Annotated in this window: 14 protein-coding genes; 5 read left to right on the top strand and 9 right to left on the bottom strand. The window is 55.0% G+C overall.

Annotated features, from left to right (window positions below; genetic code table 11):
- Nucleotides 1–2 precede the first annotated feature (2 nt).
- From PGR09_RS08445 to PGR09_RS08430, 4 genes are all read right to left on the bottom strand, one after another.
- Nucleotides 3–2,186: a TonB-dependent siderophore receptor gene (locus PGR09_RS08445; protein ID WP_430916042.1), complete on the bottom strand. Its 2,184-nt coding sequence runs from the start codon at nt 2,184–2,186 to the stop codon at nt 3–5.
- 286 nt (nt 2,187–2,472) lie between these two features.
- Nucleotides 2,473–3,012 (bottom strand): septation protein A, encoded by a 540-nt coding sequence (locus PGR09_RS08440; RefSeq protein WP_015366196.1) that lies wholly within the window; start codon nt 3,010–3,012, stop codon nt 2,473–2,475.
- Between the two features lie 51 nt (nt 3,013–3,063).
- Nucleotides 3,064–3,807, bottom strand: coding sequence for a YciC family protein (locus tag PGR09_RS08435; RefSeq protein WP_015366197.1), 744 nt, complete (start codon nt 3,805–3,807; stop codon nt 3,064–3,066).
- A gap of 27 nt (nt 3,808–3,834) precedes the next feature.
- Nucleotides 3,835–4,248 (bottom strand): YkgJ family cysteine cluster protein, encoded by a 414-nt coding sequence (locus PGR09_RS08430; RefSeq protein ID WP_015366198.1) that lies wholly within the window; start codon nt 4,246–4,248, stop codon nt 3,835–3,837.
- 269 nt (nt 4,249–4,517) lie between these two features.
- Between PGR09_RS08430 and ompW the strand changes: the two genes are divergently transcribed.
- Nucleotides 4,518–5,156, top strand: a complete 639-nt coding sequence (ompW, locus tag PGR09_RS08425) for an outer membrane protein OmpW (protein ID WP_015705753.1) — start codon at nt 4,518–4,520, stop codon at nt 5,154–5,156.
- Nucleotides 5,157–5,198: 42 nt separating this feature from the next.
- On the opposite strand, the gene PGR09_RS08420 is transcribed toward ompW, so the two are convergent.
- Nucleotides 5,199–6,134: a LysR family transcriptional regulator gene (locus PGR09_RS08420; RefSeq protein WP_045393208.1), complete on the bottom strand. Its 936-nt coding sequence runs from the start codon at nt 6,132–6,134 to the stop codon at nt 5,199–5,201.
- Between the two features lie 138 nt (nt 6,135–6,272).
- On the opposite strand from PGR09_RS08420, the gene PGR09_RS08415 reads away from it, so the two are divergent.
- The 3 genes from PGR09_RS08415 to PGR09_RS08405 are packed head-to-tail and all read left to right on the top strand — an operon-like array spanning nt 6,273 to nt 8,070.
- Entirely contained in the window at nt 6,273–6,536 is a 264-nt protein-coding gene (locus PGR09_RS08415; RefSeq protein WP_047077948.1) for a hypothetical protein, read from the top strand.
- Between the two features lie 37 nt (nt 6,537–6,573).
- Complete coding sequence (locus PGR09_RS08410; protein WP_045393202.1) at nt 6,574–6,924, top strand: DUF3302 domain-containing protein; 351 nt, start codon at nt 6,574–6,576, stop codon at nt 6,922–6,924.
- Between the two features lie 9 nt (nt 6,925–6,933).
- Nucleotides 6,934–8,070 carry an HlyD family secretion protein gene (locus PGR09_RS08405; protein WP_045393199.1) on the top strand — a complete coding sequence of 379 codons (1,137 nt, stop codon included), beginning with the start codon at nt 6,934–6,936 and terminating at the stop codon, nt 8,068–8,070.
- Between the two features lie 174 nt (nt 8,071–8,244).
- Here the strand turns inward: PGR09_RS08405 and PGR09_RS08400 are convergent, their stop codons facing one another.
- Complete coding sequence (locus tag PGR09_RS08400) at nt 8,245–9,192, bottom strand: quinone oxidoreductase family protein (RefSeq protein WP_348876442.1); 948 nt, start codon at nt 9,190–9,192, stop codon at nt 8,245–8,247.
- 75 nt (nt 9,193–9,267) lie between these two features.
- Here PGR09_RS08400 and PGR09_RS08395 point away from each other — a divergent pair, with 75 nt between their 5' ends.
- Nucleotides 9,268–9,723, top strand: coding sequence for a MarR family winged helix-turn-helix transcriptional regulator (locus PGR09_RS08395; protein ID WP_348876440.1), 456 nt, complete (start codon nt 9,268–9,270; stop codon nt 9,721–9,723).
- Between the two features lie 30 nt (nt 9,724–9,753).
- Here PGR09_RS08395 and trpA read toward each other — a convergent pair whose 3' ends face one another.
- From trpA to trpCF, 3 genes are read right to left on the bottom strand one after another with little or no spacing between them, the layout of a single operon-like run.
- On the bottom strand, nt 9,754–10,563 hold the full coding sequence (gene trpA, locus PGR09_RS08390) for a tryptophan synthase subunit alpha (protein ID WP_045374732.1): 810 nt from the start codon (nt 10,561–10,563) through the stop codon (nt 9,754–9,756).
- A complete protein-coding gene (gene trpB, locus PGR09_RS08385; RefSeq protein ID WP_045393190.1) occupies nt 10,563–11,756 on the bottom strand; it encodes a tryptophan synthase subunit beta in 1,194 nt (397 codons plus the stop codon). Before trpB ends, trpA begins: the two co-directional genes overlap by 1 nt.
- Nucleotides 11,757–11,770: 14 nt before the next feature.
- The gene (gene trpCF, locus PGR09_RS08380; protein ID WP_045393187.1) at nt 11,771–13,129 is read right to left on the bottom strand and encodes a bifunctional indole-3-glycerol-phosphate synthase TrpC/phosphoribosylanthranilate isomerase TrpF; all 1,359 of its coding nucleotides are present in this window, start codon (nt 13,127–13,129) and stop codon (nt 11,771–11,773) included.

The raw sequence follows: 13,129 nt of genomic DNA, 5'->3' as shown, positions 1-13,129 counted from the left end.
GATTAGAAACTTAGGGTAACGCCAGCGTAATAGGCGCGCCCCGGCTCGTTGTAAGTTGAAGCACCGGAGTTCTCGCGATAAATCTGCTTATCAAACAGGTTGCTGATGCCGGCGTTCAGGCGAATATCTTTCATCAACTGATAGTTGCCGCCGATCCCTACTATTGAATAAGCGCCGACTTCATTGGTGGCGAGAACCCCGGTCTCGTTGCGAATTTCCGCGTACTGACGCGGCTTTTGACGGCCATACATTGTCCAGTTTATGTTAGCCGACAGTTTGCTGTTTACCTGCCAGTCAAGCATGGTATTGATAGTATATTTCGGGATCACCGACAGCGGATTGCCGGTATCTTTACTTTCCGATTTAATCATCCAGGTCGCGTTGGTGCGCCAGTTCAGGGTGTCGGCAATCAATGGGATCAGCACGGTCCCTTCCAGTCCTTCTACTACGGCTTTGCCGCCGTTCTGCCACTGTAGAATGTTGTTGCCGCTGGAAGTGTAGCCAAGTACCTCGGTGCCGGAGACGATTTTGTTTTTGTAATCATTACGGAACCAGGTGATCCCGGCGTTATAGCCTCCGGCGTTGAATTCCAGCCCAAGCTCTTTATTGATGCTGATTTCCGGATCCAGATCCGGGTTGCCGAGCAGATAGCAACTGCCTGTTGCAATGGCGTTCGGGCATCCGTTGCCGCGGGTGGAGAGCAGATAGCCTTCGCTGGATTGATATAAATTGGGTGCTTTAAATACCCGTGCAATACCGGCTTTGACTTTAAACCACTCACCTAATGCCTGCGCCAGGTTGAGGCTTGGGCTCCAGTTACTGCCGAACTGGTTGTGGTAATCGAAACGCAGGCCGGGAATGATGTTAGTTCCCGGCGTGGCCTCGATATTATCTTCCAGGTAGATCCCGGTTAACGTGGCGCTGTTTTTGCTACTACGATCGGCGGCATTGCCGCTGGTGCCGGCGATGGTTTCACCGCTCACGTCAGTGGCCTGCATCGACGCCGGATCGTTGAGTTCGTCGCGGTTCCACTCCATGCCAAGCGTCAACGTCTGATCCGCCAACCAGTAGAACGGAATGTTTAACTCGCCTGTGGAGCGCCATGATTCCAGACGGCTGGTGGCGTATTCATCGCTATTGATCATCCCCTCGACGCGGCCGGTTGATCCTTCCTGCAGGCGGGTATTATTGGTTTTTTCATAATAAACGCCGGCTTTTGACTGTCCCCAATCCCAAATTCCGTTATAGGTTAGCCCCCACGACTGGCGATACAGGCGGTTGGTCTCATGGCCGTAGAGTGAATCAACCAGGCCATTGGGGCTAAGGTTGCCGTTACTGTACTGGGTATCGCCGGCATAAATATTGCCCTGGCGGCTGTAGGCATAGTTGAAATCGAGGATCTGTTGTGGGGTCATTTTCCACGACAGCAGGGCGTTAATATCTTTATTACGCACGCCTTCGCGACCGGCGGCGTATGAGTCATTCTGCGCATGGTTGATATCCCAGGCGTCAGCATCGGTTTTATTGATGTTGCCGTACAAACGCATGGTGAGGGCATCGCCTGCCAGCGGCCCGCTGAGGTTAAAGTTGGCCCGGTTGGTGGCGCCTTCTTTGTTATTCTCCGGTTGATTGGTGAAGAACGACAGTGAGCCGTGCCAGTCGTTGGTTGGTCGTTTGGTAATGATATTCACCACGCCGCCGGCCGCGCCGGACCCATAGCGGGCCGCAGCGGGTCCGCGCAGGACTTCAATTCGTTCAACCATTTCAGCGGGTACCCAATTACTATCACCGCGGGTATCGCGTTCACCGCGCCAGCTGTAACGTACCGAATTTCGTGAGGTAACCGGTACGCCATCGATCAAAATCAGCGTGTTTTCGGGGCCCATCCCGCGAATGTCGATTTGACGGTTGTTACCGCGGCTACCGCTGGCGCTGTTGCCGGTCAGATTCACGCCGGGCATCTTACGGATGATTTCTGACAGGTCATTCACCGGCGGCTCTTTGGCAATATCGTCGGCAGTGATAATCGAAACGCCGGGCTGTTGTTTTAACGCTTCTTCGGCGGTGCTGTAGACCACCATGGTTTCAGTATCCTGTTCGGCTTCTTCGGCCAAACTCTCCGCTGAAAAGAAGCTGGCGATAATGAAGGTAAGGGGAGCGAGGGGGAATGCGGTGTTCGTTCTCATTGTAAATATCCGTATCAAAATAAAACAAGAACGTGAATATTAATAATAATCATTATCATTACAATCAGGCGAGACGAAACTTCATCAAATCCTCACAATTGGCGCAATTTTTCCTGTTTGATGAAGAAAGCGTGAAGGCGAGCCGTTGGGGAATGGCGTAATAAGAGGTGGCTTACCCACTCTTTCGGAAGTTAAATTTGAACTGAACGGGATAGGAGGTAGAGAAAAGAAATGAAAAGCACAAGGGAGACGGTACGCGCCGGCCAGCGCGTACCGTTGAGAGGCATTAGTGCTTATCGTCCTGCGGCATGTGGCGGTAGATATAGACGCCGCTCAACAGGGTGAAGACCAGGGTCAATGCCGTTAAACCGAAGACTTTGAAGTTGACCCAGATATTCTGCGGCAGCCAGAACGCGATGTAGATATTGGCCAGCCCGCAGAGAATAAAGAACAGCGCCCAGGCCAGATTCAGCCGTGACCACACCTGCTGCGGCAGCGTCAGCTCTTTGCCAAGCATGCGTTGGATCAGCGGTTTTTTCATTACCCACTGGCTGAACAGCAGGGCGCCAGCAAACAGGGCGTAGATGACGGTCACTTTCCACTTAATGAATTCATCGTTGTGGAAGAAGATAGTCAGACCGCCGAAGACGGCGACCAGCACAAAAGTGATCAGCGCCATCTTTTCAACTTTACGATAGCGCACCCAGCTATAAATGAGGACCACCGCGGTGGCGACGATCAGCGCGGTGGTTGCGGCGTAGATATCGTAAATCTTATAAAAAGCGAAGAAGACTACGAGCGGTAAAAAATCGAGAAACTGCTTCATACATCAATTCCGTCGTTCAGGAAGGGCCGGAATACCCGGCCCAGATTAAAGTTAGTTGCGAATAAGCATATACAAGCGGAACAAATAGATCAGCAACAGCGCAGAGAACAGATTGCTGATGGTATTAATGACCACGGCGGCGACGTTTGGCGACAGCGTTGCGAAGCTTGAAGCAAGCAGCAGCAGCGCCGTTTTTGCCAGCAGCCAGCCGAGTACCGCTGGCGCCACCAGACGCATATTAGCCCACGCCAGACGCATACTGCCGCGCATTGCGCTAAAGATGCCGATTTTATCCTGCACCAGCATCACCGGCGCGAACGCCAGGACAATCGCCAGCAGCACGCCCGGCACCAGCACCAGCATCATCCCCATCTGTACCACGAAGGTGGTGAACAGGATAAGCAGCAACAGCTTCGGCAGAACCGGCGCCGCGGCGCCGATCGCCCGCAGCGCGCTGACGCGATGCCCGGCGGAGATCAGCTGGATCAGCAACAGTACGCCGCCGACGAGGATGGCATTCCCCACCAGCCCCGAGAAGGTTGAGGCTGCCGACGCGCGCAGCAAGATCTGCTGCTGTTCCGGCGTCATGTTCTGCACCAGCTCAAACAAGCCGGCGCTGCCCGCCAGGTTATCGCCCTCGCTGAGGATCGATAACTGCTCGTCACTGGGCGAAAAGGCATGGCCAATGACTACCGTGATGAACGCGCATAACAACGCAATCAGCAGAATAGTAACGAACTGATTACGAAAAAAATTCCCCGTGTCACGGTAGACGGACTTCGCCGTGATAGACATGCATTCTCCTTGAGTCTTGCAGGTGTTTTAACTAGCCGGGGATTGTACCGCAAAACGTGGTTGGGTAGCAGTCTCTGCCGCTGTCACGGTAAGTATATCTTTGTAAAGAGTTCCCAGCGGCGGCAGGCCGTAGCGGGCACGGGCGCGATCGCACGCTTCGTTGAGTTCGCCGCCTTCGCCTGACATAGCAAACTCGCGGCAGGGGGAAGGCCGCTGATGATAGATGGTGCAGTGTACCGATTCGCCGATTTCGCCGCTTAAGGCTGTGCAGCGGCTTTGTCTCTGATTGGTGCCGCTCATGCAGCGCAGAAAAGGGGTAAGGGGTTCGGTGAGCTGCGTAGGTACCACGCCGCCGGCGTCGTCGGCTTCAGCCCAATAGAAGGAGACTCGAAAATACGCACAACAGGCACCGCACGTCATGCACGGGTTGATTTCACTCATAATTACACCTGAAAAAAACGCATCAACACAAATTGTCGGCAATTAAATTAGCTATCCGCACGATCGGCGACAAGAGGGGGACGCAAAAATTTTTCTCACGGGTAAAAATTGATGTAAGGACAAATCAGAACGTTACTGAGTGCTGCAAAAATTAATCTGGATCAATAAATGTTAAATCTAATGGCCTGGTGTGATCTAAAACAGATCAAAACTAACTCATTGTAGGTATATTTGCTGCCGCTGATAAAAACCATAATGGGGACATGGATATGAAGAAAATTGCAGCGGCGGCATTGATCTTAGGTACGCTTTCTGGTGGTAGCGCCTGGGCGCATGAAGCGGGGGAGTTTTTTATTCGCGCGGGTTCGGCGACGGTTCGCCCGACTGAGGGTTCTGACAACGTACTGGGTAGTCTCGGCGGTTTTAACGTCAGTAATAACACCCAGTTAGGTTTAACCTTTACCTATATGGCGACCGACAATATCGGTATCGAACTGCTGGCGGCAACGCCGTTCCGCCACAAGGTCGGTACCGGGCCGACCGGCACCATCGCTACCGTACACCAGTTGCCGCCGACGCTGATGGCGCAGTGGTACTTTGGCGATGCGCAAAGCAAAGTGCGCCCGTATGTCGGCGCCGGTATTAACTATACAACCTTCTTTAACAATGATTTCAACGATACCGGTAAGGACGCCGGGCTTTCCGACCTGAGCCTGAAGGATTCATGGGGCGCGGCAGGACAGGTTGGCCTGGATTATCTGATTGACCGCAATTGGCTGCTGAACATGTCAGTGTGGTACATGGATATCGACACCGACGTGAAATTTAAAGCTAACGGAGAGAATCAGACCGTCAGTACCCGTCTGGACCCGTGGGTGTTTATGTTCTCCGCGGGCTATCGATTCTAATGCTTTAAAAAAACTGGCCGCTTGCGGCCAGTTTTATCCTCTTCAGACCAGCCGATGAGCGTGCAGTTTGGCGCTTTCCATAATGCTATCCATTATCACCTGCACGCGATGCGGCAACACGCCTCGTTGACGATAAATCAACCACGCCTGCATATTCACGCCGCGTTCTCGTGGCAGACAGGGCTGTAGCGTACCCGCTTCTAATTCCGCCGCGACGGAGTAAAAAGGGGCATATACGATGCCCAGCCCCTGTTTGGCAAGCTCAATGGCCGGCAAAATGTTATCGCATACGCTGGAACCGTTGACCTCTACCTGAATACTCTCACCCGCGGCGTTATAGCAATGCCAACTGTTGCGGATCCCGCCCAACGTACGCAAAGTGATGCAGCGGTGCTGCGCAAGCTCATCAACATCGTGCAGAGGCGACTGCGTAATATAATCCGCGCAGGCAAACAGCCCCATGCGAAAGCGGGTGAGAGGCCTTGCGATCAGGCTTTCGTCCTGGGGCTGGAAAAAGCTAATCAGCAGATCGCAATCGCTATCGAAAAGCGTCCCGTGTTTCTGTTCGCGCTCGTCGGGATTGCGGGTGAGAAGGTTTACGGTTAATTCCGGCGCTGAGCGCAGCACCGGCGGCAAAAGATATCGGGCAAGGAAAGCCTGAATGCCGATTGGCGCGCCGAGCGTCACCATACCGTTGAGGCTGCGTTTCCAGGTACCGGACATATCAAGCAGGTCATTATGCTTATCCAGCAGAATGTCCGCCCGGCGCAGGAACTGCTCGCCAAACTCGCTCAGGATTAATGCCCGTGGGTGGCGGATAAAGATTTCCAGCCCCAGGCGCCGTTCCAGCGCATTCAGCGCCCGCGACACGTTCGACTGCGGCATATCCAGTAGCTGGGCGGCTTTGCTAACGCTTGCCGTTTCGGCAATCACGCGGACGATGCGGAGTTCGTCTATGCGCAGGTCTTTTTCTTTCACGAGGTCGCTTCTTTTGGTTTTGCTATATCAAAAATGATATACATCTTTGCTGTCATTGTCATATGACTTCTGGTTGGGAGCTGGGTATCATTTGCGTGGATTATTTGTTACAGCCGAAAAATACAGAGAAATAATTCGATGAAAATAACAAGAATGGCTGCGTTATCTGCAATGTTGCTGCTGGCTGCGTGCGCTTCCAGCGTAACCGAAAAAGAAAAATATATTGAATATGACGATATTATCAAGGGACTATCGGTTTCGGGGGAAGAGATATTATACCGGAAAGATAAAAGTACTGATTTTTACCGTTACCAATATTTGGTCTATCAGTCGGAAAATGATTATTCTCGGCACAGCCCCACGATTGCAGTGAGTGGCATTGCTAATTATAAAACAGCGTAGTTAGTACGGTTTACCTTTTTTATTACCAGGTGTTATTATGTTCCTTAACTACTTCGCCTTAGGCGTGTTAATTGCCGTGTTTTTGATTTTATTTTACGGCATTATTATTATTCATGATATTCCCTATTTATTAGCCAAAAAACGTCAGCATCCTCATCAGGATGCGATCCATGTGGCCGGCTGGGTGAGCCTGTTTACCCTGCATGCGATTTGGCCGCTGTTATGGATCTGGGCAACGCTGTATCGCCCCGAGCGCGGGTGGGGAATGGCGCATAAAGTCGAAGATAGCGCCGAAATGCATCAGCGAATCAGGCAACTTGAAAGCGAGCTAAAGCGTCTGCAGGAGCAACAGATAACTGTAACGACAAACTCGTCAAATAACCGCTAAGGCTAATATATGGATTTACTCATTATTCTTTGCTATGTGGCGTTGGCCTATGGCGTATTTAAAATTTTCCGTATCCCGGTAAATAAATGGACGGTACCGACGGCGGTCCTTGGTGGAGTGTTTATTGTCGGCGCGCTAATTCTGACTATGAATTATAATCACCCGTACACCGACCGGGCGCAAAAAATAGCTCTGTCGATCCCGATTGTGCCGCAGGTGTCGGGGGCCATCGTAGAAGTTACCGATAAAACGAATGTGTTATTACGCAAAGGCGAGGTACTGTTTCGTCTTGATGATAGCCGCTATCGCGCGCGACTGAATAAACTGGAGGCGGATCTCAGTGCCGCCGAAGCGGATATCAGAACCCGGAAAGCGGCATTAAGTGAATCCGCCGCTAACGTCCAGCGGATGACGGCGGAATATGAACGTGCCCGTCAGGATTATCAACGCTATGCGAAAGGCGCGGCCATGCCGGTTAACCCTTTTTCTGAGCAGGACGTGAATCACGCCGAGCAGCAATATCAGGCGCAATCCGCGGCCCTGCGGGCGGCTAAGGCACAGTATCAACAGGAGTTAGAAAGACTTTCTGCGCGTTTCAATGGCGAGGATGCGCAAATCGCCAGCCTGAAATCGCAGATTGCCGAGGCGCGTTATGACCTTGAACAGACGGTATTCCGCGCGCCCAGCGATGGTTATGTTACCCAGGTGCTGGCGCGACCGGGAACCACGGCAGTTCGTCTGCCGTTCAAACCGGTGATGATTTTTATTCCGCAGCAGAAACGGCAGGTGGTGGCGGTATTTCGCCAGAACGCTATCCTGCGCCTGGAGCAGGGGGACGAGGCAGAGGTGGTATTCAATGGTCTACCGGGGCAGGTGTATGCCGGCAAGGTCACAAAAGTATTGCCAACTATTCCCGACGGCAGCTACCAGGCCAGCGGCGCGTTACAGGGTTTAAGCGCCACGCCCGGTCGGGAAGGGGTTTATGTGATGATTGACCTCGCGGCGAGCCGCGATCTCGCCCATCTCCCTGATGGCGTCAGTGCCCAGGCGGCGGTGTATACCGACCATTTTGCCCACGTGTCGGTGATGCGTAAGGTGCTGTTACGGATGACCAGCTGGTTGCATTATCTGTATCTCGACCACTAAAAGCTGAAGTTGAGCGAAAAAAAGCCCGCGATAAACGCGGGCAAAAATACTGGAAGCAATGTGAGCAATGTCGTACCGAATACCTGAGTTGTTCACTCAACTATTCGGTAATGAGAAAGATAATATTTCTCATTTGAGATATCAACCCCAGATTTTGTGCGGAGGCGAATTTTTTTAATCAAGGGTGAAAACCGTACGTTTCTGGCTGTTATCACGCGGCCAGGCCGCAGCGACATCGCGGAGCGGCAGCGGCGTGGTGGCGATGGTAAACTGACCGGGAACCGCAGCCTGCAGCATCTCCCCGGTTGCCGCCAGCAGTTGCGGCATGGTCAGGCTGCCGATGCCGCTGCCCATAAGCTGTAGCGGCGCGGCGCGCAGCACGGCGCCATTTAACGCGATATCCGCCCCGGCAAGGGAACCCACCTGCACATAACGCACCGGCTTATCGCCGGGGGTATATTTCGCCAGCATGGGCAGCAGCAACTCTGCGCTGCGTCCCCACAAATAATCCACGATCGCATCAACTTGCCCGGCGCTGGCGGCGGCGAATTGTGCGCTAAGCGTCTGCTCATCGGCGGTTAAATCAATACACTCATCGGCTGCGAGGGCGGCCAGCGCTTGCGCATTGCGCCCGGTGGCAATGATTTTTTTCGCACCGAGGTAGCGGGCAATCTGCACCGCCAGCTGCCCGGCGCTGCCGGTGGCGCCGTTAATCAGTACCGTTTCGCCGGCCTGAAACTGCGCCCGCTTTACAAGCGCAGCCCAGGCAGACATGCCCGGATTGGCCATGGCCGCGGCGCTGATATCGTCAAGTTCATCCGGCAGCGGCAGGCAATTCTGCATTGCGACCGGCGCGCGTTGCGCCATACTGCCGAACGGGGCGCTGGGGAAAGCAAAATAGACGCGCTGGCCGTCATGGGTCATACCGACGCCATCGATACCGACGACAAACGGCAGAGTGCCGTCAAAACTATAATGATGTCCTGATGCCCGGCCCTTTACCACGTGGCTAATGGCGGCGGCGCGAACGTCGATCAGCGTGTGTCCGACGGCGGGCTGCGGTTCGCTAAAATCGGCCCATACCGGGCCTTCGCTTAGATCAAATACCACGGCGGCTTTCATAACATTATCTCCTGATGATAATTATGTGTAATATGCACATATTCTTCAGGAGCAATATACGCGGTTAACTAATATATGCAAGATGCACATAATAATTACGACATCACCGACTTTCACGGCGCGCTGCTGGATATCATTAGCGTGATGAATCAACCTTTGCGCGATGAGCAGATATTGCAGGCGGCAAGGGTGCAGCTTGAACAGATACTATTTCCGCTACTGGTGGCGGTAGGGCGCTATGGCCCGGTGGGGGTAGTTGAGCTGGCGGATCATTTAGGCCGCGATTACACCACCGTCAGTCGTCAGGTGAAAAAGCTGGAGGCTCAGGGGCTTGCCTGCAAGCAGGCCAATGCCAAAGACCGGCGGATTAGCGAGGTGACGCTCAGCGAAAAGGGGCAGCGGATGATTGACGCTATTGCCGTTGCGCGGCGGCAGTTAATGAATCAGGTGCTGGCTGGATGGTCAGAAGACGAGGTGCTGGCGCTGTTTCGCTTAACGCGAAAATACGCCAACAGCCTGCAGCGGAAATAGCCGCCCGGCGTGAGGCCGGGCGACAAAGGGTCAGGCGGTTTTGGTTGCCGCTTTCAGGCTCTGCACGAAGGTTTTTAGCTCTTCGAGCATTTTTTGCGGCTGTTCAAGGTTGCGCTCGATAATCTTGACGATGGCCGAGCCGGATATTGCCCCGGCGGCACCGGCGTCAATAGCGGCCGAAACCTGCTCCGGCGCCGAGATACCAAAGCCCTGCAGCGGCGGCGCGGCGTTATATTCCGCCAATTTTTCAATCAGATGATGCAGCGGCAGCGCGGCGCGGTTTTCCGCGCCTGTCACGCCAGCGCGCGATAGCAGGTAGGTATAGCCGCGGCCATAGGAGGCAATCTGGCGCAGTAAATCGTCATCGGCATTTGGCGGGCAGATGAAAATCGGCGCAATGTTATGGCGCAGCGCTGCCTGACGGAACGGGGCGGACTCTTCGACCGGCACGTCGGCGACCAGCACGGAATCCACGCCGACACGCGCGCATTCGGCGTAGAACTCATCAATCCCCGGGCTGAACACCAGGTTCGCGTACATCAACAGGCCGATTGGAATGGTCGGATGCTTGTGGCGGATCGCCGCCAGCATCTCGAAGCACTGCGCCGGGGTAACACCGGCGGCAAAAGCGCGCAATGTGGCGCCCTGAATCGTCGGGCCGTCGGCCAGCGGGTCGGAGAAGGGGATCCCCAATTCCAGCGCATCGGCGCCGGCTTCAATCAGCGCATCGATGATTTTCAGCGACTGTTCCGGCCCCGGATCGCCGAGGGTGACGAAGGGAACAAAGGCGCCTTCCTGGCGGTTTTTTAACTGTGCAAATAGCGTCTCGTAACGTTCCATCAGATTTCCCCTCGCGCTTTCAAAATGTCGTGTACGGTGAAGATGTCTTTATCGCCGCGGCCGGACAGGTTAACCACCAGCAGCTGCTCTTTATCCGGATTCTCGCGCATCATCTTCAGCGCGTGCGCCAGAGCGTGCGACGACTCCAGCGCCGGAATAATGCCTTCATGGCGGGAGAGCGCTTTAAAGGCATCCAGCGCTTCGTTGTCGGTAATTGACACATACTCAGCGCGCCCGGTGCTATTAAGGAACGCATGCTGAGGCCCCACTGACGGGAAATCCAGCCCGGCGGAGATAGAATAAGATTCTTCAATCTGCCCGTCGGAGGTTTGCATCATCGGCGACTTCATGCCGAAATAAATGCCGACGCGACCATGCTTCAGCGGCGCGCCGTGCTCGCCGGTTTCGATACCGTGGCCGGCAGGCTCGACGCCAATCAGGCCAACGCCGGATTCATCAATGAAATCAGCGAACATGCCGATGGCGTTAGAACCACCGCCAACGCAGGCGATCACCGCGTCCGGCAGGCGTCCTTCTTTCTCGAGGATCTGCGCTTTGGTTTCTTCGCCGATCATGCGCTGGAATTCACGCACGATAGTCGGGAATGGGTGCGGGCCAGCGGCGGTGCCGAGCATGTAGTGCGCCTTCTCGTAGCTGCCGGACCAGTCGCGCAGCGCTTCGTTACAGGCATCTTTCAGGGTGGCGGAACCGCTGTGCACTGGAATGACTTCCGCACCCATCAGGCGCATGCGGAACACGTTCGGCGACTGCCGCTCGACGTCTTTGGCGCCCATATAGATGCGGCATTTCAGACCGAGCAGGGCGCTGGCCAGCGCCGAGGCGACGCCGTGTTGGCCGGCGCCGGTTTCGGCGATAATTTCCGTTTTACCCATACGTTTGGCCAGTAGCGCCTGGCCCAGCACCTGGTTGGTTTTGTGCGCGCCGCCGTGGAGCAGATCTTCACGCTTGAGGTACAGCGTGGTGCGGGTGCCTTCGGTCAGATTGCGGCATTTGGTCAACGCCGTCGGGCGGCCCGCGTAGTTTTTCAGCAGGTCGGTGAATTCGGCCTGAAACTCAGGATCTTTTTGCGCGCTGACGAAAGCTTCTTCCAGCTGGCGCAGGGCGGGCATCAGGATCTGCGGAACGTACATACCGCCGAATTCGCCGAAATACGGGTTCAGTAAAGTGCTCATTATTGCATTGCTCCTTAATATGCGCGCAGCGTCTGGAAAACGGCAGCCACGAGGCTTGCCTCTTTTATTCCCGGCTGCGACTCTACGCCTGAGTTGAAATCGAGTCCGGCACAGCCGCTTTTCGCGGCTTCTACGCAGTTATCGGCGCTGAGGCCGCCTGCCAGCATCACGTTACGCAGGTCCTGGCCCTGCAGCAGCGACCAGTCGAAGCGTTGACCGCTACCGCCCTGACCGTTGTCAAAGACATATCTGTCCACATGATTGAGGTTACGCGGCGGCAGCGTTTCGCCGACGCTCAGCGCCTTCCAGATTTGGATCTGCTCCGGCAGCGCCGCGCGCAGGGCATCAATCCAGGCCTGGTCTTCGCTCCCATGAAGCTGGACCGCGGCGAGTTTCAAGTTGGTCGCACGGGTGACGACCTCTTCAATGGCTGCATCGCGGAATACGCCAACGTAGCTGAGCGGCGCGGCGGCCATTACCGCCTGTGCCTGCTGGTCGTCAACGGCGCGCGGCGAACTGGCGACGAAAATCAAGCCGCCGTAGATAGCGCCCGCCTCCCAGGCGACTTGCGCATCCTGCGGACGAGTCAGGCCGCAGACCTTGTTCTCACCTAACAGCACGCGCTTCACCGCAGCGCTGAGGTCCGGTTGCTCCATTAGCGCCGAGCCAATCAGGAAGCCGTTGGCGAAGTGGCTCAGTTCGCGGACTTCGCCGTAGGTATGGATTCCGGATTCGCTGATCACGGTGACATCCGGGCCGAGACGCGGCGCCAGTTGACGCGTGCGGTTCAGATCAATCGACATATCGCGCAGATCGCGGTTGTTAATGCCGACGACTTTGGCCTTCAGCGCAATCGCGCGCTCCAGCTCCTCTTCGTTGCTGACCTCGGTCAGAACGCCCATATTGAGGCTGTGGGCGACAGCGGCGAGCTGCCGATATTGGTCATCATCGAGCACCGAGAGCATCAGCAGGCAGGCATCGGCCTGGTAGTAACGCGCGAGGTAAATCTGGTAAGGATCGATGGTGAAGTCTTTACACAGAATCGGCTGCGGCGCGACCTTGCTGACGATCGGCAGAAAATCAAAGCTGCCCTGAAAATATTTCTCATCGCACAGTACTGAAATTGCCGAAGCGTAGTGCTTATAAACCCCGGCGATGGTCGCCGGGTCGAAATCTTCCCGAATCAGTCCCTTCGACGGCGACGCCTTTTTGCACTCAAGAATAAAGGCGGTGCGGGCGCCGGCCAGCGCATCGTAAAAATGGCGTTCGGACGGCACGATATCATTCTGAAAACTGGCTAACGGTTGTTGTTGTTTGCGGGCTTCTACCCAAATCGCTTTGTCGGCAACGATTTTTGCTAAAACGGTCTGCAT

It is taken from the genome of Klebsiella sp. 141251 (genome assembly GCF_050600725.1).
Taxonomy (GTDB): Bacteria; Pseudomonadota; Gammaproteobacteria; order Enterobacterales; family Enterobacteriaceae; genus Klebsiella; species Klebsiella aerogenes.
This window is presented reverse-complemented; position numbering and strand designations above follow the sequence as displayed.